Raw genomic sequence first — 23254 nt, 5'->3', positions numbered from 1 at the left:
TCTTAGCATTATTGCATCACTTTGCTTGAGCACAAAAGCGCTGATAGAGTAGCTGTAATACCGCCAAAGCATCGTCGCTTGCGATGCTGTAATAGATTTGCTTACCATCACGCCGCGTTGCCACTAGATTATCTTTACGCAAGATACCCAGCTGCTGTGAAAGGCTAGGTTGCCCAACACCAACGAGGCTTTCAAGCTCACTTACGCAGTATTCACCCTGAGTGAGCTGACATAATAGTAGTAAGCGATCAGGATGCGATAAGGACTTTAGCAGCTGGCTGGCTTGTGCTGACGCCTCCTGCATTTGTTTGGCAAGATCAATCGAAGCAAAATCAGTAGCGTCTGCGGTTGATTGCACATGATCTGATTGCGTTGAGGTGGCAGGATGGTTAGCCACTGAGGTCGAATTCATCAAAGCACACTCCTTGTAAAGTTCATAGATTATAGAGGTCACGAATCATAGAGATTGTTATTGTAAGGGAAAGAGCTATATATAAGCTATAAATAGTGAACATCAATAAGATAGCCATCAATTATATAACAAATTTTTAAAAATTATAGTTATTTACATTATATAAATTGATAAAGTGTAGTAGTGTTGTTATATTGGTATAACTAATTAAAATCAATGACCAATAATAATTTGATCAACATCAACATAGATAATGTCAGCATTCGATGACACTTTCAGATAATAGCGAGGCCGCCATGCAAGTCCACTCTTTTTTACATCAAGATACTGAGACTTATACTCATGTATTAGCAGATGTCACCCAGCAATTATGTGCAGTGATCGATCCTGTATTAGATTTTGATCCTAAGTCAGGACACACTGGCACGGCAGATATCGACTCTGTTATTGATTTTGTACGCGAGCAAGGGTGGCAGCTGGTATATATCATTGAGACCCATGCTCATGCCGATCATTTGTCGTCAGCCATGTATCTACAAGAGACTCTAGGTGGCGAGCTAGTGATGGGCAAATATATTACTGAAGTACAAAAGATATTCAAACAAATATACAACTTTGATAGCAGCTTTCGCACCGATGCCAGTCAGTTCGATATTCTGATGGATGAAGGCGATACTCTAGCGCTGGGCGACATAACTATTACTGCGATGCACGTACCTGGACACACGCCAGCTGATATGGCTTATATTGCAGCGGATAGTGACAAGACAGCGGTGTTCGTTGGTGATACGCTTTTTGCCCCAGATGTAGGTACTGCGCGTTGTGATTTCCCAGGCGGCGATGCCAAAACTTTATATCATTCTATTCAAAAGCTACTTGCTCTCAGTGACGACACCGTCATGTATTTGTGTCATGACTATCCAAGTCAAGGGCGTAAGCACTGTCCAACGACTACTGTTGCGGCGCAAAAGCTGACTAACATTCATGTCAAAGACGGTATTAATGAAGCAGAGTTTATTGAGATGCGTGAGCGCCGTGATGCCACTCTTGAGATGCCACGGCTGATCATTCCCTCAGTACAAGTCAACATCGATGCTGGACACTTACCTGCGCCTGAATCAAATGGCACTCGTTATCTAAAAATACCGATTAATGTCTTAGGGCAGTAAATAGCATCATAGATTAGGGGAATAGCCCTTAATTTTAATAGCAGTAGACACATTTTATATCTCACTTATTGAATTAATTTGAGGAATCAATTATGAAAGCTAATGTAGGCAGCACCGAAAGAACACTAAGGATCGTCGCAGGTATAATCATTATTGCTATTGGTATCTACTATAGCAGCTGGTGGGGCGTGATTGGACTAGTGCCTTTGTTTACCGGCCTATTCCGTTTTTGTCCCCTTTATACGATATTAGGTATGAATACCTGCAAGCGCTAAGCTGAGACGATAATAAAGATAGTTGCAAATCAGAAAGGGTCGGTAATATATAATGTTATCGGCCTTTTTAATTTATTAAGGTGGCAATCCTTCAGCCGTTGCCTAGCTCTAGAATAAAGGGAGAAAGTTGTGAATCCATATCAGCGTTATGTATTACCCAAAATGATTGATATCGCCTGCGGTACGAGTGCAGTGATGGCGTTGCGCGCCAAGATTATCCCGCAAGCCACAGGTGAAGTGCTAGAGATCGGCATCGGTAGCGGACTTAATTTGCCGTTTTATAACCCAGATACCGTCTCTGCTATTGTCGGAGTCGATCCAGCAGCACAAATGCAGAAGCTGGCGCGTACTCGGGCGGATGATATCGCTATTCCCGTTGAGATAATAGCCGTTGATGTGCAAGGCATTCACGCGGCGACAGATCGCTTTGATACGATTGTTATGACCTTTACGCTATGTAGTATCGCTGATCCAATAGCGGCGCTACAGGAGATGGCACGAGTGCTAAAACCCACAGGCCAATTGTTATTCTGTGAGCACGGCTTAGCACCTGATCTTACCGTTGAGCGCTGGCAACACCGATTGACACCTTTATGGAAGCCGTTAACCGGTGGTTGTCACTTAGATCGTAATATTCCAGCACTGCTGGCGGCAGGTGGCTTTGAGGTTGTAGCGTTGAGCGAGGCATATCTATCAGGGCCGCGCGCGCTTACTTATATCTATAGTGGGCAGGCGCGTCCATCGACTTAGCGTTGGGGTTTGATATATATAATTTTAGATGATATAACTTTACTATTATTTTTGTAATAAAACAGGAGTCATTTTATGAGCGACCAAGCTATGCATATCGTGTGCACTCATTGCCAAGCGACCAACCGAGTCCCTAGCGCGCGTCTAAGCGCTGCTCCTAACTGCGGTAAATGTAGCAAGCCATTATTGACCGCAAGTGCCTATGAGCTAACCGCGCAAACGGCTCATAAAGTGATTGCAAAAAATGAGGTGTTAACCGTCGTCGATTTTTGGGCGAGCTGGTGTCAGCCCTGTCTAATAATGGCGCCACAGTTTAAAACAGCAGCGAGTCAATTACCGCAAGTGGTCTTCGCCAAGCTGCAAACCGATAAATACGAGCAAGCCGCTGCGCCTTATAATATCCGCAGTCTACCGACGATGATCGCGTTCAGAGGCGGCCGTGAGATAGCGCGACAGTCAGGTGCATTATCCAGTGGGCAAATCGTGCAGTGGGTGCAGAGCTTACCGTCATGATGAAGGTATGATTGTCTGTAATCTAAATACAAGAAAGCCAATACGTTAATAGCGTATTGGCTTTTTCATTATTGGTATAAAAACGTTTTAAAACTCACTCTCAGGAATGGAGTAAGTTTGCATATTACCGTCGGATACTTTGTACAAAGTCATTGTTATTTCACTAAACCTTAAACCATCATAATCTTGATATTCTTCTATAGGAACAGATTCAGACTTTGATATGGAATTATTTTCAAGATCTTTGTAGCGAACATCATAATTGCCAGCAGTAATATTACGAAGATTAAGTCCACCACCCCCTGGAATATAGAAGTGACGTACCGCTTGAGGTTCTATACTATCCAAATAATAAAGTTTACCAAAAATGGCCTCGGTATTTCGACTATTATCAATAGTCAGTATAGATGCTCCACTGTCATTAAATTGAGGATAACCTGCTACATATCCTGCTGAAGATGGGAAGAGTTGACCGTTAGGAGCATGAGTTGTGTAGCTTGGGAGCGATGTTTTCTGTACTTCACTAGTGTCGTTATATAAATTTTCTGATGAGTAATCTGTATATTCGTCTGAATATAATGCAGCCTCGTTTAATTCGTCCTGAGCATCTTGTACCTCTTGCTGCGCATCAGATAAGTCTTCTGCTGCGTTATATGAATTAGAGTCTTCAATGTATGTTAAAAATAAATTAACTAAAATTATTGCAATTACTATATAAAATGTAATTTTGAAAGCTCTTACAAGTAAAGGCTTTATTCTTGAAGACAAAGTACTTAAGTATGCTCTCACACCACTAAATGAAATTGAATCTGGAATATTAATTACAACAGTATTGTTTTTCCGTTCAGAATTACTTGTAGCAGATTCGTTTGAACTCTGACTATAGCTTTTCTCTCTGTATGTCTGGTTAATTTTTTGCTCATAATCTAATAGTTGCTTATCATATTTATTCCGTTCAACAGGATTTGATAAAATACTATATGCTTCATTAAATTGCTGAATCATACGCTCAGCATTTGGATGAGCATTTCTATCAGGATGATATTTTTGACATAAAGATTTAAAGGCAGCTCGTATAACTTCTTGAGAGGCATTTCTAGACACCATCAAAACATCATAATAGGTATTAATGCTATTCATAAATCATCTTATTTAGTAAGTATGAATTGGATGGGAGCTGTTCTTACTCACCATAAACCTTTAGACCGTTAGCAAAGCTACAACGCTGAATGCGAGCTGATTGCACGATAGCGTCACGCTCACCATACAGTCGTGATAATTTGGCATCGCGCGCTTTATTATCGTTACTTTGACCTACGCCAAAGCTAATATTAGGGGAGATACCCCAACGACCAGCGGAGATACCGACACCGACACCCGAAGTTGATAGGGTTGAGCGCTGCTTGCTAGTACCCTCAACGTAACGCTCTACACGATTGTACTCTTGAACGAGCGACTCACAGTTATAGCCTTGATAAGTGCTCGGTGGCACGTACTGTGGCGTAAGATTACCGCTAGTGGCACAGCCTGATAGGCCAAATATGCCAGCAGCTGCTAATAGCGAAGCTGTAGTAAGGTTTTTCATAATGGCTCCATAGGGTAAAATAGTGCTAAGGTGTTGACTTTATTTAAGATATATTGTTTGTTACCTATTTTAAAATAGCAAAAATAAGCGCTTTATGATACTAAAAACGTAGAATAGTAATCAAAGATTAATCTCTAAATCAAAAAAACTTTAACTGATAATTTAAAATAATAACTTAAAACCAAAACTTAAAATAAGTTCTCAGGTTTGACATAAGCTAAAGTCACAATGCCAGCATAAGCGATGGCAGCGATAAGAATACCAACTTTGCTTTGGCTAGGCGTGGCCTGTCCATCAAAGGCCTTTACACTGGAACTGATAGCAGCTACTAACAAAATAATCTTAGCAAACACCCATTGCACAGGTGCCTGAGCACTCATCAATTGCATTAGCATCCAAGCGCCTGTGACAATAGCTAGCGCATAGAGAATATGAGTGGCGATCTTGATCGGCCGCGCCGCTTGTTTATTGGCGCTTAGCACTAAGTAGCTTTGATAAACAAACACGCCAATCAATAAAAATACCAATAGCATATGCAAATGTTTCATGAAAAATAATTCCTATAATGGCTAACGGTCGTGACTGTATTTATAAAGTAAAACCACATCTAAGTAGATGAAGATAAGAGTCTAAATATAAGGGTTTCAAAGAGCTATTTATTTTGACCTGCACATAGGGGGCTATCAGGGCTTACGCCTTGCATTTGCCATTCATCAGGGGTGTATGCATGAATCGCTAGTGCGTGGACACTGCCACCCTTAGAGGTCAATAGCTCAGCTACAGCTTCATAAACCAATTGATGCCGCGCCACAAGACGCTTACCAGTAAAGTCTGAGCTTACGATAGTGAGCTTAAAGTGGCTCTCTTTTCCCTCAAAATAACCGGCATGATCCACAGATTCGTTAATCAGCTCAAGGTGCTCAGGGTGCAGGGCTTGTAGCGCTTGATTTAAGGCGGTTGCAGTAGGCGTTATCATAGTAGTCCTCAAGCTGTAAAATATAGATGATTATAAGCGTATTATTATAACAGATACCATAGCCGTAGCCTTCGCTACAAAATAAACCATCGAGCAGAAAAATAGAGCATAAACTCCCATTTATACTCTATTACATTCATATCACTGTTAGTAATGGCTACTTTTAGCTTGTTAGCCTTTCAGATTAGTAACTAGCGACGTGACTTTTGATACAAAGGCATCACTTTAGGCATCAAAGCTTGCAGCTGAGCAATACGATTGCTACTAGTAGGGTGAGTACTCAAAAACTGCGGTGGCTCGCCTTGGCTGGCGCGTTGCATTTTTTGCCATAAGGTTATCGCCGCTTGCGGGTTGTAACCTGCACGCGCCATCAGTTCAAGACCGAGCTGATCTGCCTCAGACTCTTGGGTGCGACTGTGAGGACGACTTAGGCCTAAATCACCAGCAACGCCTGCTAATTGGGCTTGGCCTTGTGATAGACCAAATATGCTAGCCGCGACACCGATACCCGTTTGCGTCGCGTACTCACGCGATAGACGCTCACGAGAGTGCTCACGCAAGGCATGTGATATCTCATGACCCATGATAGACGCGATTTCATCATCAGTCAGGTTTAGTCGATCAATAATGCCAGAATAGAACATGATTTTGCCACCAGGCATGACAAAGGCGTTTAGCTGCTCAGACTTAATGGTGTGCACTTCCCAATTCCACTTTGCCGCGTCAGGACGATAAGTGCCGACTTGTCCAACCAAACGATTAGCAATACCTTTAAGGCGATCTAGTTGTGCCTTATTAGTGTCAAGAACACCTTTTGCACGAGCTTCTTGAATACTTTGCGCGTAGCTTTGCGCTGACATCTGCAAAACTTCCTCGCTTGAGACCAACAACAACTGTTGGCGATCAATACCTGTTGCACCACCACTAGTAGTACTAGTACAACCTGATAAGCTCAATGCTGACAGCGAGGCTGCCATAATTGTCGTAGTCAGTAATTTTTTCATAATAAGTCCTCAAAGTTTAGATAAAATGAAACAGTACAAAATAATTATTAGAGATTAGACTATATAGGTATAGTGAGTAATAAGTATAGTGACAATAAGTATAATAGCTGTGTACCCATGAAACCAATAGAGTAAAAGTAACAATACAGTATAGCCTTGTAAATGAATATCGTTGAATATTAGTAATTTTAAAGCTGTGCAACGATAGGTAAGTCAACAATGGCTACTGCGCTAAAAGTAAAGTTTTTTGATAGTTGTTAATATTCCTTAAAAGATACGCTACAACGAAAATAATTTTAAAATAATTTTTATCGGTTCAACTATAAATATCTTGCTAAATAGAGTACGAAATCAATTGATTAGCCTGATCTGAACTTAATCTAATGAGAGTGTGAAACTGTCATTTTTATTTAAAAGCAAAAAAGGGGTTGACACATTCTAAATAATTGCTAAAATAGCCAGCCTATCAAGACGGTGTTACTAATAGCATTTATTGATATATGCGGGAATAGCTCAGTGGTAGAGCATAACCTTGCCAAGGTTGGGGTCGAGAGTTCGAATCTCTTTTCCCGCTCCAAATATGGCTACAGTGTTTCAGGTACTGGGTATTTTAAATACCTAATCTATAGACACTTAGCAAAAGCCTCACATTCTTATCGGGAATGTGAGGCTTTTTTTGGTCTAGATTTTATGGCTAATAAGCATTGTTAGTCTGTTGACTGACAATGCTTATTAATCTACCTCTTTATTAGTCTACTTTTTTGTTAATTACTCGACAATCTGCAAACGTTTCGCTAAGGGTAGCGTATTCTTTTCAAAGTCATCAACCATACGGTTCAACTCTTTGATATTGTCTTTTTCCTCTTGCAAAGTATTGCCATCTTTTAGTAGCAACTGATTGTTCTTTTTCAGTGCTTGCCAAGCATAATCGACCCATTCTTGTCTTGATTTTTTGCCTTGTATATACGCATATAAGAAGATCAGTGGGAATCTACCATAAGTCAACGCGCTACCTGTCAATGGACTGACTAATGCCGTTAGCTCAGGGCTCACTAGACTTTGTTGCATCAAATAAGTATTAAGCTTGCGACACTGTTCACGTACCGACTCAATGATATCGTTGTCTTGTACTAGTATTATCGCACCTTGACTATGCAAAATAGCCAGCGACTCAAATAACCAGTTTTGCTGAAAATCATCGGGTAGCTTATTTTGCAGATCAGCAACTTGATGTATCTTATGATCACTCAATAGATCGACGACTTTTTGATAAATATCATCACGCAGTGTCACTGTGCCAATACTGCCTTTGACTTCAAATTTTATATTTTCGGCGTTGGATAGCATCATAAAACGTAGCTGATGCCACGTCTGTTCAGACTTAGCGGTTGAGATATTACGTGCGCCTTTGACCCAATAATCACGGCGAAACTGCTTGTTGTGAATGTAGTCTTTGACGCTCTGAGTAAACATAGGGTCGTCTATGCTGTTGATAAACTCGCGCTGATCTGCGGTGTAGTTGCTAGGTGCATAATCCTCCAAAAAACTTGCCGAACACGCAAAATTGGTTTTAGTCGGTGATAACCAATCAGCCATCTCAGAAAAATACATCGGCTGCCAATCACGATTGAAGTACTCATGCGCCAGATAGTTAGGGTTTTGTTTACTGATAGCATCTAAGCGCTCAGGGATAGACGGTACTTGCTGTACTAACGGCTGACACAATTTGAGCAAATCTTGGGTAAACCCGATAGAGGCTTTGACTCGCTTACCAATGCCTTGGCTACGGCTACCATGCATATGATCATGCTCAGTGAGCATATGGCGAATAGGCGAGGCAGCTGACCAGCCAGGCAAGGTATTATAACTGATATAAAGTACACCGCCAACTTTTAGCTTACGACGTATAAAATCAGTGATGATAGCGCGGTTTTCATTAGAGACCCAAGACCAAATACCGTGCAATCCAATAAAGTCAAAGTCTGGTAAGTCGTCACGACTGCAAAACTCACTGAACGACTGATCATAAAGGTGAGCGTTACTGCCTGAGACATTAGACAACTCTTGCGCAAAGCTGGCTTGAGAGGGATTAAAGTCTGTGCCGTACCATTCAATGTCTGAAGCTGCTGCATGGGCGTTGATGGATACGCCTTGACCGAAGCCAAGCTCGCAAGCGGTAGTAAATTTTGGCGCCTCTAACCCTGCCATCAAAAAGGGAATTTTGACACTGTTGGGATTAAGTTCTGCATAATATCCATAAGTATAGCCAATATCGCTAACGTAGCCTTCTGACCAGTTTGCCATGCTTGTATCCTTGTGTGCATTGAGTTCATTATTTGAGCTGCTATGAAATACTAACAGTAATTCATAAAAATTGGGAAAGGGTTTATTATTTTTTATCCCAAAACACCTAGGACAAAGTGAAAGCTGTTTCAATAATAGGTGGTCTCAGCCGTTAAATAAATTGTTAATAGACAAACGGTTGAAATCAAGGGCTGAGCATGAGACTCGATTCCAATTCGGTTAGAGCAAACCTGTTGGTAAATTAATATTTTCGCAACCTTTATTACCTATGTTAATGGTGGCGGAGTGCAAACGCTGGATCAATAAGCAATCTAGTTTCTCTACTTAATAGATTAGTAGTCAATAAAAAAGCGCAATGCCTATTCTAAAAGGAGTTGCGCTTTTTTTGTCAAAATTAAATTTGTATGCAAATTTATGATTAAGCTGTTTGCTTGTCTCTATCACTCATTAAGCTATTGACTACCCAAGCAGGGCCAATCAATAAAAACTGTAAATCTTCAAAAAATGATGGCTTTTTACCTTCAATCTTATGACCGACGAACTGCCCAATCCAAGCAACAACAAAAACAGCTGCCCAGACTTTAAAGCCTATCGGTAGTATTGCCATCACACTTAAGCAAATGAGTATAAATATACCCATCGCTAAAAATAGTGATGTTGAAAGCTGCATATAGAATAATAAGACTAAAGAACTCAGCACTAGCGTAAACCAAACGGATAGCGACATGCCCATACCTAAGATGCTGACAAAGATAGTGGGCACAGCGAGCCAGTGAATCTTTTTATTGACGAGGTTTTGGTGGCTAACCGCGTATTCAGTGAGCCACTGCTCTAAGGAGCGTTTGGACATTCTGGGTTGACGGCTACGAGACATACTAACCTCCTTGTTAGTGAAAAATGAATTGAGCTATCGTTTAGTTGTAGCACTATTTCAGTCTGCATACCATTTTATCTCATAAACCGCGCAGTCATAAGGCTCTGTTATCACGCTGTTTTCAGGGCGTCCTGCTCGCTTCGATACCATTCATACAGCCCAACGAAAGAATTGACCTGATAGACCATCGTTTGAATAGCAAAGATATAATTACCTGACATTAAGTTCACGGTCAACCATACAAAGTTAGAGATAATCCACAGCCACCAGTTAAAGGAGTAGCGTAATATCATGGCCGCCTGCGCGGTAATCGATAATATAAAAGCGATAACGTTAATCCAAAAAAACGAGATAAAACCTAAAAATAAGCTATTGTCATCTTCAACGACGCCGTAGCCATAGCTGGCGAGTAAATCATTAATCGTAGGGAATAAAGCTAGGCCTATGACCATAAAGGTAAGCGTAATCAGCCAAACCCACTTATTGGCCGATTTAGGTATCATATCGCCATCAGCGTCAGTATTCTTAGTCCAATAAAATAGCCCATAAAGGTGAGTAAAAAAGTTAAATAATGGCGCTAGCATCAAGCCGACTGAACCCGCTGTCCCCTGTACGATCACCTCACCAGCGGTCGCACCCATACCAAAGCCGTTGCCCAGTATGTTTTTACGAAACGATAGCGATACAACGCAGACTAGCCCTACAAATGACACACCCAAATAGAACCAATCAAGTCCAGTATGCTCAGTGGTCAGCCAAAACCCTGACGATAACGCTAGTACGCCTGCAATAAACCAAGCCACTATCCATTGTAGCGCCCACTTCCCTGTAATATTATCCAATAGCTGAATGCGCATTTTTTTTATTATCCTTAAAATTTCAACGGTTATCTTTTAATTATAGTTTTATGGTTTATTTACTAATTGATTTGCCATAAACGTACTCATCAATAAAAGCTACTGCCTCGAAATAACGAGCATCATAATCTGGCTTATCTATCAGATGTGGCTCAATGTTATGACGATCAAAGATATCAATGAGTCGCTGCTCAAAGCGTCCACGCGATGCCACGTCTCCTAATGAGCGCATGCCATCAGCGACCCAAGGCATATTATTATCGAGCATAATCGTATAATCTAAGCGAAACTCATTAATACAAGCACTGACGAAAGGCTGATTGCGCCCTTCATATTCCTCACAAAATGCCTGCGTGGTGACAAAGTCCGTATCGATAATCGTTATAGGCGCAGTAGCACGGGCCTTGGCCTCCCGTATAGCTTGCGCATGATTAAGAGCGATCGGCGCATAATCGCTATATTGTAGCCCAACCTCGCTACCACCCAAATCCGTCCCAACATAGAGCCGTCCCATCTCTAAGGCAAAGCTGGCCCCGTAATAGTTAGCCAGTTTATGCACTAAGGTGGTCTTGCCTGAGCTTTCACCACCGACGATAGCTACAGTCTTAGTATAGTCACCACGCGCCTCTGGATGAATAGCTGACCAATGCGCTATTGGATTGCGAGCGATAGCATAAGAGTCAAACTCTGATTGCAATGGAGTAGTGATGATCTGCATTGATAGCTGCGCGCGTACACCATCTTGTGCTAAGGGATGATTCTCTGCCATAAACAGCACTGCGTCTGTAGGCAAGCTTAGCTGCTGAGTTATCTGCTGTAATTTTGCATTGCTTGCTGCTATATCGACAGCCACCTTATCAAAGCTTTCATGTAGTGGCAGCGCCATTGTCTTTGTCGTATAAATATGGATAAAAGGCAGATCAGCACAAGCCATCTGCAACCAGCGTGCTTTATCTTGCAAAGTAATATGAAAGTCTAGATGCGGGGAAGGGTGCTTAGTGATGATAATATGCAGCTCTTTAGCTTGTCCCGCTGCCGCTAGAATACTACGCATCTGTCCTAAATGTAGCGGTTCAAAATGTCCTATCATTATGCCAGTATCGTACATACGATTTCCTATGTTCTAAGTGCGTGTTTTAAGTGCAGGTTTTGACTATAGATTTGAAGTGCAAATTTTGGTTTAAGCTTGTCTATTGTGTACTAATAATAGTTAACAATCGGCAAGATTAATAATTTATGTGCATGGTATAAAGGTTTGCGTATTTATACAGGTAGGTTATTGTAAATAGGGCTACTTTGACTGTAGATATTCGTAAAAGTTAAAAAATATACAATCACGACCACTATAAAATGTTGATTTTCAACCCTTTGTACAATTTGCGGCAATTATACTGTGGCAATAAACAGGTAACAAAGCCATTCTTGAAACATTTTGAAATAACTATTTAAAATCAGCAGCTTACAAGCGATAATGACAGGGTAGAGCAACTTTAGTTAGCATAAATTCACAAAGCATGCCTACACTATCAACAGATAATTAAGCATAAGTTGCTATACTTAGTCGTAAGTTAAGCAGAACCGATAGGAGTATAAATTTGACCAACTCTTCAAACAAGTTAGCAAAGTTACATCGCTCAAGGAACAATCGTATTTTAGCGGGGGTTATGGGTGGTATTGCAGAATACGTGGGATGGTCACCGTTTTGGGTTCGAATTTTATTTGTGGTGATATCATCGTTAAGTGCGGCAGTTCCAGGTATCTTAATTTATATCATATTGTGGTTCGTCATGCCCAAAGCAACTAGTCAATCTTATCAATAGTCGTGTCTTATAAGCAAAGTTAACGTTTTAGAAAAAAGCTTCACCAAAAACAAAAAGCCTGTTCAAACAGGATACTGTATTACACTTTTCCTCCTACCCAAATGTTTATTCATTTGGGTATTTTTTTGCTGCCTTCGTAAAAATTAGTTAGGGTAAATATAGCTAAAATAGCCATTTTTTAGTAAGGTAGACAGTTAAACCAATACTTAGCCATACAGAGCTAAATAGTTTTTAATAATGTTGATTCAAGCTTTGTCTCACTCTATTCATTCCACAGCGATTTTCCTATGACTTCCCAAGCTATAAACTCTCAAACTTTAACTTTTCAAGACTTGATCTTAACGCTACAAAATTACTGGGCTTCCAAGGGCTGCGTAGTCTTGCAGCCTTATGACATGGAGGTCGGTGCAGGTACTTTTCATACCGCAACCTTCTTGCGCTCTTTAGGTCCTGAGCGCTGGAACGCCGCTTATGTACAGCCTTCACGCCGTCCAACAGATGGGCGCTATGGTGATAACCCGAATCGCTTGCAGCACTATTATCAGTTTCAAGTGGTACTCAAGCCTAATCCGCCTAATATTCAAGAGCTATATTTGGACTCGTTGAGGGCGATCGGCATTGATCCGCTGATACATGATATACGATTTGTAGAAGATAACTGGGAGTCGCCGACGCTTGGTGCGTGGGGACTGGGTTGGGAGATTTGGCTTAACGGTATGGAAGTCACCCAGTTTACGTATTTCCAGCAAGTCGGTGGTATTGAGTGCTTCCCAGTAACGGGTGAGATTACTTATGGTCTTGAGCGCTTGGCAATGTATGTGCAAGGCGTCGATAGCGTTTATGATCTAGTCTGGGCGGATGGTGAATTTGGGCGAGTCACTTATGGCGATGTGTTTCATCAAAATGAAGTTGAGCAGTCAACCTATAACTTTGAACACGCTGATGTACCGAAGATGAGCGAGTTTTTTGACTTTTATGAGGCGCAAGCTGATAAGTTAGTGGCTGAGGGTTTACCACTGCCTGCTTATGAGATGGTGCTAAAAGCCTCACATGCCTTTAATTTATTGGACGCGCGTGGCGCGATTTCAGTTACTGAACGTCAGCGTTTTATCCTGCGAGTACGTACGCTAGCGCGCAAAGTGGCACTAGGCTATGTCGAGGCGCGCGCTAAGCTTGGCTTCCCACTAGCCGATGATGAACATCGCCAAGCCGCTTTGGATAAGTACTTGCCAAAAGCTGATGAGCAAGCTGATAAACAAAATAATGATAACAAACCTGCCAAAAACAACAACGATAAATAGGAGCATCCCATGAGTACGATTTTGTTTGAGTTGGGGTGTGAAGAGCTGCCGCCAAAAAGTCTAAAACCCCTACGTGATGCGCTACAAACCAGCGTTACGGATCAGTTAAAAAATGCTGACATTAGCTTTGAGAGCATCAGAGCCTTTGCTGCGCCGCGCCGCTTGGCACTACAAATTCAAGGCATTAGTGAAAAGCAGCCTGATCGTAGCGAGCAAAAGCGTGGACCTGCGATAAAAGCGGCATTTGACGCGGAGGGTAATCCAAGCCGCGCCGCTATTGGTTTCGCCAAGGGTTTAGGTATTGATCCAAGTGAGCTTATCACTATCAACACGGATAAAGGCGATTACGTCGGCTACGAGCAAACCATTCACGGGCAAGCGGTCACTGAGCTACTACCACAGATATTGCAAACCGCGTTGGATAATCTGCCGATTGCCAAGCGTATGCGTTCGGGCAGCTCAAGAGAGGAGTTCGTGCGTCCCGTACAGTGGGCGGTCTTGATGCAAGATGACCAGCTCGTTGAAGCGACGATTCAAGGTCAGCAAACAGGCACTCAAACGCGCGGTCATCGTTTTCATAGTCCCGATTATCACGCTATTGACCATGCCGATAATTACGAGTCGCTGCTGCAAAGCTTAAAAGTTATTGCGAATTTTGATAAGCGTAGAACGCTGATTAATAATCAAGTAAAAACTTTAGCCGATCAGGTGAATGCAAAGGCAATCGTGCCACAAGAGTTGCTCGATGAAGTGACCGCGCTAGTTGATTTCCCTATTGCATTGCGCGCAAGTTTTGAGCCGCGGTTTTTGCAAGTGCCACAAGAGGCACTAATCTCAACTATGCAAGCCGATCAAAAGTATTTTTGCTTGACCGACAAACAAGGCAAGCTGCTACCGTACTTTATATTTATAACTAATATCGAATCCAAAGACCCCAACCAAATTGTTGAAGGTAATGAGAAAGTCGTCCGTCCTCGTTTAGCTGATGCAGAGTTTTTCTTCCTGCAAGATCAAAAACAGCCTTTATTTGCATTAACTGAGAGCCTCAAGACACGAGTATTTCAAGATAAGTTAGGCACTATCTGGCAAAAGTCCGAGCGTATTGCCAAGCTAGCTGCTTTTATCGCAACCCTCATGCTAGAGCAAGGTGTGCAGATCGATATCGATGAGACCGTACGCGCAGCTATACTGTCCAAGGCTGACTTAGCAAGCTCGCTAGTCGGCGAATATCCTGAGTTGCAAGGGATTGCAGGTACTTATTATGCCCGCTTAAATAATGAGCCTGAAGCCGTTGCTGCCAGCTTGCAAGAGCAGTATCTGCCCAAGTTCAGTGGTGATGTGCTACCACAAACGCCAATTGGTATCTGTCTGGCACTGGCAGACCGTTTGGACACGCTAGTAGGTATTTTTGCTATCGACCAAGCGCCAACAGGCTCAAAAGATCCGTTTAGTTTACGTCGCTCAGCCATTGGTATTCTACGTATTTTAATCGAGAAGCAGCTGCCCATTAACTTAGTAGCGCTCGTTGAGCAGGCGATTAAGAATTACTCTAGCGCTGATAATGATGCCACTATTAAGATGGGTGATACCTTTACTCAAGTCATCACCTTTTTGAATTCACGCTATCGGGCGATGTACACTGAGCAGGGTGTCAGTGTCGATACTATTCAGGCAGTACAAGCGATTAATCCGCACATGCCGCTAGATTTTGATCAGCGTATTCGCGCGGTGCAAGCCTTTAGTGAATTGCCGCAAGCCTCTAAGCTGGCCGACTCTAATAAGCGTGTGGCTAATATTTTGGCTAAGTCCGAGGCGCAAGTGGCTGATAATATCGATGAGTCGCTATTGTCTGAGCCTGCCGAGCAACAGCTGTATCGTGCAGTGGGCCAAGCACAGGCAGCATTAGCGCCTTTACTTAAAGAGGCTGATTACACCCAAATCTTGCAAAAGCTTGCGAGTCTAGATGAGCCACTGACGCAATTCTTTGATGATGTGATGGTGAATAGTGAAGATGCTGCACTCAAAGGCAATCGCTTAGCACTGCTCAAACAAGTACGAGCATTATTCTTAACTGTGGCTGATATTAGTGAACTACAATTATAAATAATACCAAAACCAAAGAGTACGATTGACATTGTTAAACTTGCTAAGTCTACTAGATGTATTACTTGCACAAGTTTGCCGCGCCACTCTAATTTTTGGGAATGGTATAAGCTAGCTACACTCACTGACTCTGATAGCTCACATTGCAGAGCATAAAAAATGGCGCTGCTACTTATCATCAAGGCCGCGCCGTTTTTTATAGCAAATGGTTTTATTTGAGCTAATAATTGTGCTGATAGGTCAATTTACAGTAAACTTTAAGCTATGGTCATAATCGTTAACAGGTATTCAAAGGAGCATTGCCGTGTTTGCTGTTGTTATTATAATTATCATAGTCTGGATCTGCATGTGGCTCTTTTATAAAGTCATGTACCCGCGTGCGCCTAGGAGTATGATGCCGCAAAAAGGCGATGTGACAGAGCCGCGTCATTGCGACTTTTGTGGTCACAGCTTAGCCGAATATCGCGGAGTACTAGAGACCAATGCTATAGTACCTGAGTCTACTATCATTGACGCGGATACTAATGATAGGGCAGATAATACGCTGTTTTTCTGCAATTATGAGCATCAAGCCGACTTTCATGCAGGTAGGAGCTATCAGCCCTAAGCGCATTATTCACTGGAGAGCACTTTAAGCTTAGCAAATACTATTTATAATATAGACTGAGCGTCCGCTATTACTTTATTCAATAAAGCTTCGGTTTGATCAGAATCTTGCTTACGTGTGACATCCATTTTATTATTGGCATGAATCTTTTCATATAAGTTTAAGCACGCTAATACCAATAGATTTTCTTGCTTTAGATTTGGCGATTCTCGCTTGATATTGACCGTAAAGTCGTTGATATAGTAGACAGCTTCTCGTAATTCGCTCTCCTCATTGACAGGGCAGAAGACGCTATAATTGACTCCAGCGATGGCGATATCGACCTTTTTCATTGCCGCTTCAGGCTTTGCTGCTGTTTTAGAAGTGGCACTGCTATTAGCTTTGTTAGCTGTGCTTTTACTGGCTGAAGCACTAGCATCAGTAGCCGAGCTTGTAGTGGACGCTGACTTATTAGCATTATCTGTTTTTGGCTCATTAGCCTTAGTTTGATCTGATGCCACAATTTTTGTCGGCGGCATTTTTTTATCGTCAAAAGTATTATCAGTCATAAAAAATCCTACAGTGTTTTAAAATATAATGAGAATAAAGTTAATTCAGTAGTTGTTAATCTAAGCTTAACTCTCCATCTGATCGATACGAGTTAGACGCTGGAGCACCACTTGAGTACGTTCAGCTGCTAGCTGGTTTTTTTCTTGCAAGTCATGATTTTGCTGCTGTAGCTCACCATTTTGTTGAGCAAGCGACTCATTTTTCTGTTGCAAATCTTTATTTTTTTGCTGCAAATCAGCTAATTGAGTGTGCAGCTTGTCTTGCTCTTCACCTATCATATGATGAGCTTCAGCTAGGCTTTGATAGCGATTATCCAGATCATTGAGTTGTTTTTTACTGGCATCACGTTCAGCAAAGCTAGTATCAAGCTTAGCCTTTAGCGCGGATAGCTCTTTTGGATCAGTATTAGGCTTTTGTTTGAGGGTATTTAGCTCATCACTGACCAGCTGATACTGCTTTTTGATATCGAGTACCATTTTTTCTAAGACTTTTAGGTGTTCATACATAGTCAGTTTCTATCCTTAACCAGTAGGGTGTGAATGAATTTATAGTTATCCGTTTAATAATGCCATAGGTGACCGCATAATAGCTATATCAACACCGTAATTCATCAACAAACTCACAGCCCTCTATATTGCCAATAATACTTTATATAACAGATAGCTTATTTGTTATAAGTGTTTTTTGGCGACTTTTAGTAGTCACTATTGGGTAATTAATAATAATTAGGATAATTTTATGAATGATAACATTTCAGGCTGGAACACTTGGTTAACAGTCTTTGAAGAGTGGACGGATGTGAGCATCAGTGAGTTGCATGGACTGATGACAGGCCTTATGACGGCTTGTGATGCGCCAGATAGTGAAGGCTGGGCGAGAGTACTTGAGGAGCTAAGCTTTGCGCCGCTGCCAGAGCCTGCCTTGACGCTATTGACGGAAGAGGCTGAGGACACCGTATTTCAACTTAAAGATAAAGACGATGCTTATGCCTTTACGCCCTTGGTTCCTGATGATGAACATGATTTATACGAGCGCGTAATGGCACTGAAACAGTGGGCGAATGGTTTTATGACCGGCTTTGGCATTACCGATTGTCGTTTGACGGCTGAAGAGAATGAAATGCTGACTGATTTGGCAAAGATTGGCGCTATTAGACTAGAAGATGAAGAAGACTTTGAAGGTGGCGAGGAGTCCTACCTGCATATTTATGAGTTCGCGCGTATGGTTCCTGTCAGCTTTGCTACCCGCACCCGCAAACCTGTAAAAGATATCGCGTTGATTGCAGGCCTAGCCATCGATGCCAAAACGGCTAAAGAGCAGCAAGCAGAAAGTCAAGTCGCTAATGGTAAGCCAAATAATAAGCCAAAATCTATACCGCCTGTGTTAGATGTTATGAATCAGCATAATCCGTCTTAATATTGGCTATTACAGTATGGACGTAGATAATCATAAGTGGGAGTATAAAATGCTAAACGATAAGGATAAAAAGCATTTGCAGCGCTGTATTGAGCTGGCAGCCGAAGCTTTAGCAGCAGGCGATGAGCCTTTTGGTAGCGTACTGGTGGACGCTGATGGCACAGTGATGAATGAGGATCGTAATCGTGCTAATACGGTCGATGCCACTTATCATCCAGAGACTGCGGTCGCGCGCTGGGCGGCGCAAAATATGACTGCCGATGCTCGTACGCAAGCGACGGTTTATACCTCAGGTGAGCACTGTGCGATGTGCTCGGCGGCGCATGCTTGGGCAGGTCTTGGACGTATCGTCTATATCAGCTCCTCTAAGCAGTTAGGCGAGTGGATGGCGGAGATTGGCGCAACATCGAGCTCACCAATTAGTAGTTTATCTATCCAAGAAGTTGCACCTAATATACCAGTTGAAGGGCCGATTGCAGGCTTAGATGAACAAGTTAAAGCGTTGCAAATACGCGCTCAAAAGCGAAATTAGTGAGTCTAAGCACTACTTATGTTTGTTAGATTTGATAAGTTAAAAGGGACGTCCAATGGCTGTAACAACTAGTAAAATTGAAGAAAACCTATGCAATGATATGAAAAATTATCCTCAAAACAGTATCGACTGGCTGACGCGTTTGATTGGCTTTGACACCGTGAGTCGTCATTCAAATATAGCTTTGATTAAAGATGTGCAGGCTTATTGTGAGCAGTTAGGCTTAGCAGTCGATTTAACTTTTAATGCAGCGCAAGATAAAGCCAATCTATTCGTCACCGTACCAGCAGGTAAAAATGCCGATGTGGTAAATGGCGGGCTGGTGCTATCGGGTCATACCGATGTCGTACCTGTCGATGGGCAAGATTGGAGCTCTGATCCGTTTACCGCTACTATTCGTGGTGACAAGCTTTATGGGCGCGGATCATGCGACATGAAAGGCTTTATCGCTTGTGCATTAATGCTATTACCTCAAGCTGTTGAGCTGTCTAAGGCTGGTAAGTTAAAACGTCCTATTCATTTGGCTTTATCATTTGATGAAGAGGTAGGCTGCCTGGGCGCGCCACTCATCTTGGCTGATTTGGCTGCGCGTGGTATCCAGCCTGATTACTGTATCGTGGGCGAGCCAACTTTGATGACAATGGTGGTGGCGCATAAAGGCATTGCGGTATATCGTTGTCGCGTCCATGGCAAGTCTGCTCATTCATCATTGACTACTCAAGGCGTCAATGCCATAAGTTATGCTAGCAAAATGATCGGCTTTGTCGATGATTTGGCTGAGCAATTAAGCCATCGTGATGATAGCGATGCGCTGTTTGATGTGCCGTACTCGACGCTATCAGTCGGTACAATACAAGGCGGCACGGCAACTAATATTGTCCCGAATCTATGCGAGTTTACCTTTGATTATCGTAATCTGCCGCATATGACGCAAGACGATATATTGACGCCTATTCAAAGTAGAATCGCTGAGCTGAACGCACAGATGCAAGCGCGCTCGGCCGATACAGGTATTGAGCTACAGCATCTAGAGAGCGTGCCTGCCATGACTGATAATACCAATGATGAGCTGCAAAAATTGATAGCTGCATTGGTTGACGATGACAAGCGTCATAAAGTCGCTTATGCCACTGAGGGCGGGCAGTTTACTGATGCAGGTATTCCAACGATCATCTGCGGTCCAGGTAGTATTGAGCAAGCCCATAAAGCCGATGAGTATGTTGCGCTTAGTGAGCTTGAGCGCTGCGATGTTTTCCTGCAACGTTTGCTAGAGAGTTGTATAGTTGATTGATTTGTACTTTGGAATCGGTGTGTTACGCTTGAGCTAACCCACCTTACGCCAAGTATTTTAGATAGAGTTATTGCTGTGAAATACACCGTCATTATGGCGGTGTTTACTTTTTTATATTTGTAGTATTTTTAATTAATAAACTAGGGGTTCGTCGATGTCTTGGCATCTATTTGCAGTATTCTTCGCTAGCACTTTTTTTATATCGGCAACGCCAGGCCCCAATATGCTGTTGGCGTTTCAATATGGCATGAATTATGGGGTAAAACGTACTATATGGACGCTAGCAGGTCTAAGCCTTGGGCTATTTATGCTGCTTCTATCTACGCTACTAGGACTGGATGTTATCAGTCGCCAACAGCCTTGGGCTTTAGAGGTTATCAAGACAATCGGTGCGATATACCTTATTTATTTAGGGATAAGCTCATGGCGTGATAGTGGTGATAGTAGCTTGATGGAGGATGCTCGCGAAATGAGTGCAGAGGTCGCTGCGGATTATTTGGACCAAGCAAAAGATAGTGCTGTCTACAGCTCTCAGTCGCACCCTAAACCCCGTAGTTTATCCAGCGCGGCGACTAAATCTAGTCCTAGCAATATGGTTTTGTTTCGTACGGGCATTTGGGTATCACTGTCTAATCCAAAGGCTATCTTGTTCTTTGCCGCTTTTTTTCCTAAATTTATTAATTTTAGCGCGCCGCTTTGGCCGCAATATATATTGCTCACTATCGGGCTATTTTTAAGCGAAACTATTTGGCAAATTATCTATACCCTTGGCGGTAAAAAGCTGGCGGGTTGGCTCGATGTTGGCAATCGTTTAGCTTGGCTCAATAGAATGTGTGGTGTTATTTTTATGTTAATTGCAGCGGCATTATTATTCGAAGTGATTAGTCATTTTATAAGTTAATAATAAATAGTTGAACATTGATTTTATGAACATGCATAAAATTTGAGGTAGTTTTAAGTGTATAATATGAATTTAAAAATATATTATATATTTATGAGATAGTTAAAAATAAATATTGACTTTAATTTTTAAAGCGTTATTATTATTCGACAAGGTTATAGTGCTTTGCTATAACACATCTTATCTAATCTGCTAGGGTCAACCTTTGACCATTAGCCATAACTGACGGAGGAATCACTATGTCCCATTCCAATAATACGATGTTTTTAAAGATTGAATGTACTAAGCAAATGACAGCAGTAATGACTTCCAGAGGTTTGGCTACTCTTAGCTATCTATTCTAAGCACTCTCTATAAAGTTAACTGCATAGTAGACTCGCTTTACTCAATAGTAGTAAGCGCTCTCTTAAATACGGTATTGAGTATTATCGACGGCATATTTTGTTGTATCGTAATTACTCAGTCATATGAAATAGCGTCATCTCTTTAGTTATTATATTCTTTAAAACTCATCAAAATAATTCATATTTTTGTTGATGTCATTTATTTGGCTTAAATAAAGATAATGGTATTTTATTATTTAAAATTTATAAAATTAAAATTCTTATTAAATTAGGATGACAGAGTTGTGTCTTAATTTTAATAAAATTTAATTAGACGTATGATAATAAAATTAAATAAGAATTAAAAATGGAATATTATTGAATGAGTATTCAATTAGTATTAAATAAAAGCGGTAAACACGGCGTCCCTGTCAAAATTTATACCACGGATGTCGAGCAAGGCGCTTTACAGCAATTGCGCAATTTAGCGCAGCTGGAGTTTGTGCATTCCCACATCGCAGTAATGCCTGATGTGCATGTCGGCAAAGGCGCGACGGTCGGTAGCGTGATTCCGACCAAATCTGCCATTATCCCAGCAGCCGTTGGCGTCGATATTGGCTGCGGTATGAATGCAGTGCGCTTGTCATTAACGGCAAGTGATTTGCCAGATAGCTTGAAATCAGTGCGCTTGGCGGTCGAGCAGCAAGTGCCTGTTGGTTTTAATATGCATAAGCAAATTCAAGCTAAGCACTCAACGCTTGACCCACTTGCGAAACGCCTCAAGCCTATCACTGATAAGCATCCAGGTTTGCTCAAAATGCTTAGAGGTTTTGAGCGCACGTTGGCCAAGCAAATCGGCACGCTGGGCGGTGGTAATCACTTTATCGAGCTGTGCTTAGATGAGAATCAAGACGTTTGGGTCATGCTACATTCTGGTAGTCGCGGCATCGGTAATTGCATAGGGCAGTACTTTATTAATCTTGCCAAAAAAGAGCGTCAATCGCGCTTTGGTCATGTGCCTGATCGTGATCTGTCTTACTTTGCTGCAGGCTCGAACAGTTTTGACGATTACCTCGAAGCGGTCGAGTGGGCGCAAGATTACGCACTAGAAAACCGCCGCGAGATGATGCGTTTGGTCATTAAGGCTTTGCAGTCACCACAAGTAGGTTTACCTAGGTTTCAATTAACCAAAGAGGCGATTAATTGCCATCATAACTATGTCAATGAAGAGGTGCATTTTGGTGAGCAAGTCTATGTCACGCGCAAAGGCGCAATCAGCGCTTATGCAGGCGAGTTAGGGATTATCCCCGGCTCAATGGGCGCCAAGTCGTTTATCGTGCGTGGACTTGGTGATAGTGAATCGTTCTGTTCTTGCTCCCATGGGGCAGGGCGCAAGATGAGCCGAGGCAAGGCGATGCGTGCCTTTACCATCGATGAATTAAAGGCGCAAACCGATGGCGTTGAATGTCGCAAAGACAAAGGTGTCATCGATGAAATACCTAGCGCGTACAAGGATATCGACGAGGTAATGGCTAATCAGACGGACTTGATTGAAGTGGTGCATACACTAAAGCAAGTGATGTGTATCAAAGGTTAATAGCATTTCAAATTGTGTTCTGAGTTTTGTTATTCAGTTAAAGCAAAGCTCTTCACATATAAAGACTTAGGAGAAATTTATGAATTATCCATACG

At 42.0% G+C, this 23254-nt stretch carries 25 protein-coding genes and 1 tRNA gene; 14 read left to right on the top strand and 12 right to left on the bottom strand.

Going from position 1 to position 23254, the window contains the following annotated elements; genetic code table 11:
* Window positions 1–16: 16 nt before the first annotated feature.
* Complete coding sequence (locus tag Q9G97_RS10895) at window positions 17–304, bottom strand: helix-turn-helix transcriptional regulator (protein ID WP_305900330.1); 288 nt, start codon at window positions 302–304, stop codon at window positions 17–19.
* A 404-nt stretch (window positions 305–708) separates the two neighbouring features.
* Between Q9G97_RS10895 and Q9G97_RS10890 the strand changes: the two genes are divergently transcribed.
* From Q9G97_RS10890 to Q9G97_RS10875, 4 genes are all read left to right on the top strand, one after another.
* The gene (locus tag Q9G97_RS10890; protein ID WP_305900329.1) at window positions 709–1581 is read left to right on the top strand and encodes an MBL fold metallo-hydrolase; all 873 of its coding nucleotides are present in this window, start codon (window positions 709–711) and stop codon (window positions 1579–1581) included.
* 92 nt (window positions 1582–1673) lie between these two features.
* Window positions 1674–1856 carry a DUF2892 domain-containing protein gene (locus Q9G97_RS10885; RefSeq protein ID WP_201570064.1) on the top strand — a complete coding sequence of 61 codons (183 nt, stop codon included), beginning with the start codon at window positions 1674–1676 and terminating at the stop codon, window positions 1854–1856.
* Between the two features lie 129 nt (window positions 1857–1985).
* Window positions 1986–2606: a class I SAM-dependent methyltransferase gene (locus Q9G97_RS10880; protein WP_305898835.1), complete on the top strand. Its 621-nt coding sequence runs from the start codon at window positions 1986–1988 to the stop codon at window positions 2604–2606.
* Window positions 2607–2681: 75 nt separating this feature from the next.
* Window positions 2682–3119, top strand: a complete 438-nt coding sequence (locus Q9G97_RS10875; RefSeq protein ID WP_305898834.1) for a thioredoxin domain-containing protein — start codon at window positions 2682–2684, stop codon at window positions 3117–3119.
* An 87-nt stretch (window positions 3120–3206) separates the two neighbouring features.
* Here Q9G97_RS10875 and Q9G97_RS10870 read toward each other — a convergent pair whose 3' ends face one another.
* From Q9G97_RS10870 to Q9G97_RS10850, 5 genes are all read right to left on the bottom strand, one after another.
* A complete protein-coding gene (locus tag Q9G97_RS10870) occupies window positions 3207–4259 on the bottom strand; it encodes a J domain-containing protein (RefSeq protein WP_305898833.1) in 1053 nt (350 codons plus the stop codon).
* A gap of 43 nt (window positions 4260–4302) precedes the next feature.
* On the bottom strand, window positions 4303–4704 hold the full coding sequence (locus tag Q9G97_RS10865; RefSeq protein WP_201570059.1) for a hypothetical protein: 402 nt from the start codon (window positions 4702–4704) through the stop codon (window positions 4303–4305).
* Between the two features lie 188 nt (window positions 4705–4892).
* Window positions 4893–5252 (bottom strand): SirB2 family protein, encoded by a 360-nt coding sequence (locus Q9G97_RS10860; protein ID WP_305898832.1) that lies wholly within the window; start codon window positions 5250–5252, stop codon window positions 4893–4895.
* 104 nt (window positions 5253–5356) lie between these two features.
* Window positions 5357–5680, bottom strand: a complete 324-nt coding sequence (locus tag Q9G97_RS10855; RefSeq protein WP_201570057.1) for a BolA family transcriptional regulator — start codon at window positions 5678–5680, stop codon at window positions 5357–5359.
* Window positions 5681–5871: 191 nt separating this feature from the next.
* Entirely contained in the window at window positions 5872–6684 is an 813-nt protein-coding gene (locus Q9G97_RS10850; protein ID WP_305898831.1) for a M48 family metallopeptidase, read from the bottom strand.
* A gap of 502 nt (window positions 6685–7186) precedes the next feature.
* Here Q9G97_RS10850 and Q9G97_RS10845 point away from each other — a divergent pair.
* A tRNA-Gly gene (locus Q9G97_RS10845) sits at window positions 7187–7261 on the top strand.
* A 191-nt stretch (window positions 7262–7452) separates the two neighbouring features.
* Here Q9G97_RS10845 and Q9G97_RS10840 read toward each other — a convergent pair.
* The 4 genes from Q9G97_RS10840 to nadR all read right to left on the bottom strand — a co-directional run bounded on the left by Q9G97_RS10840 (window position 7453) and on the right by nadR (window position 11827).
* The gene (locus Q9G97_RS10840; RefSeq protein ID WP_305898830.1) at window positions 7453–8988 is read right to left on the bottom strand and encodes a class I SAM-dependent methyltransferase; all 1536 of its coding nucleotides are present in this window, start codon (window positions 8986–8988) and stop codon (window positions 7453–7455) included.
* A 418-nt stretch (window positions 8989–9406) separates the two neighbouring features.
* Window positions 9407–9862: a DUF962 domain-containing protein gene (locus tag Q9G97_RS10835; protein WP_305898829.1), complete on the bottom strand. Its 456-nt coding sequence runs from the start codon at window positions 9860–9862 to the stop codon at window positions 9407–9409.
* Window positions 9863–9972: 110 nt separating this feature from the next.
* A complete protein-coding gene (gene pnuC, locus Q9G97_RS10830; protein WP_201570049.1) occupies window positions 9973–10719 on the bottom strand; it encodes a nicotinamide riboside transporter PnuC in 747 nt (248 codons plus the stop codon).
* A gap of 55 nt (window positions 10720–10774) precedes the next feature.
* Window positions 10775–11827: a multifunctional transcriptional regulator/nicotinamide-nucleotide adenylyltransferase/ribosylnicotinamide kinase NadR gene (nadR, locus tag Q9G97_RS10825; protein WP_305898828.1), complete on the bottom strand. Its 1053-nt coding sequence runs from the start codon at window positions 11825–11827 to the stop codon at window positions 10775–10777.
* A 556-nt stretch (window positions 11828–12383) separates the two neighbouring features.
* Between nadR and Q9G97_RS10820 the strand changes: the two genes are divergently transcribed.
* From Q9G97_RS10820 to Q9G97_RS10805, 4 genes are all read left to right on the top strand, one after another.
* Window positions 12384–12539: a PspC domain-containing protein gene (locus tag Q9G97_RS10820; RefSeq protein WP_305900328.1), complete on the top strand. Its 156-nt coding sequence runs from the start codon at window positions 12384–12386 to the stop codon at window positions 12537–12539.
* A 287-nt stretch (window positions 12540–12826) separates the two neighbouring features.
* A complete protein-coding gene (glyQ, locus tag Q9G97_RS10815) occupies window positions 12827–13840 on the top strand; it encodes a glycine--tRNA ligase subunit alpha (protein ID WP_305898827.1) in 1014 nt (337 codons plus the stop codon).
* Between the two features lie 9 nt (window positions 13841–13849).
* On the top strand, window positions 13850–15943 hold the full coding sequence (gene glyS, locus Q9G97_RS10810; protein ID WP_305898826.1) for a glycine--tRNA ligase subunit beta: 2094 nt from the start codon (window positions 13850–13852) through the stop codon (window positions 15941–15943).
* 346 nt (window positions 15944–16289) lie between these two features.
* Complete coding sequence (locus Q9G97_RS10805; RefSeq protein ID WP_305898825.1) at window positions 16290–16550, top strand: hypothetical protein; 261 nt, start codon at window positions 16290–16292, stop codon at window positions 16548–16550.
* Window positions 16551–16594: 44 nt separating this feature from the next.
* On the opposite strand, the gene Q9G97_RS10800 is transcribed toward Q9G97_RS10805, so the two are convergent.
* Window positions 16595–17098, bottom strand: coding sequence for a cell division protein ZapA (locus Q9G97_RS10800; protein WP_305898824.1), 504 nt, complete (start codon window positions 17096–17098; stop codon window positions 16595–16597).
* Between the two features lie 66 nt (window positions 17099–17164).
* A complete protein-coding gene (locus Q9G97_RS10795) occupies window positions 17165–17605 on the bottom strand; it encodes a hypothetical protein (protein WP_305898823.1) in 441 nt (146 codons plus the stop codon).
* Between the two features lie 232 nt (window positions 17606–17837).
* Here Q9G97_RS10795 and Q9G97_RS10790 point away from each other — a divergent pair, with 232 nt between their 5' ends.
* The 5 genes from Q9G97_RS10790 (at window position 17838) to Q9G97_RS10770 (ending at window position 23159) form a co-directional block, all read left to right on the top strand.
* Window positions 17838–18515: a UPF0149 family protein gene (locus Q9G97_RS10790; protein WP_305898822.1), complete on the top strand. Its 678-nt coding sequence runs from the start codon at window positions 17838–17840 to the stop codon at window positions 18513–18515.
* 49 nt (window positions 18516–18564) lie between these two features.
* Window positions 18565–19047, top strand: coding sequence for a nucleoside deaminase (locus Q9G97_RS10785; RefSeq protein ID WP_305898821.1), 483 nt, complete (start codon window positions 18565–18567; stop codon window positions 19045–19047).
* Between the two features lie 55 nt (window positions 19048–19102).
* Entirely contained in the window at window positions 19103–20338 is a 1236-nt protein-coding gene (gene argE, locus Q9G97_RS10780; RefSeq protein WP_305898820.1) for an acetylornithine deacetylase, read from the top strand.
* A gap of 154 nt (window positions 20339–20492) precedes the next feature.
* Window positions 20493–21239: a LysE family translocator gene (locus tag Q9G97_RS10775; RefSeq protein WP_305898819.1), complete on the top strand. Its 747-nt coding sequence runs from the start codon at window positions 20493–20495 to the stop codon at window positions 21237–21239.
* Between the two features lie 705 nt (window positions 21240–21944).
* On the top strand, window positions 21945–23159 hold the full coding sequence (locus Q9G97_RS10770; protein ID WP_305898818.1) for an RtcB family protein: 1215 nt from the start codon (window positions 21945–21947) through the stop codon (window positions 23157–23159).
* Window positions 23160–23254 lie beyond the last annotated feature (95 nt).

The sequence above is a fragment of the Psychrobacter sp. M13 genome, assembly GCF_030718935.1.
Lineage (GTDB): Bacteria > Pseudomonadota > Gammaproteobacteria > Pseudomonadales > Moraxellaceae > Psychrobacter > Psychrobacter immobilis_G.
The sequence above is the reverse complement of the archived record's forward strand: the minus strand, read 5'-3'. Positions and strand labels throughout refer to the sequence as shown.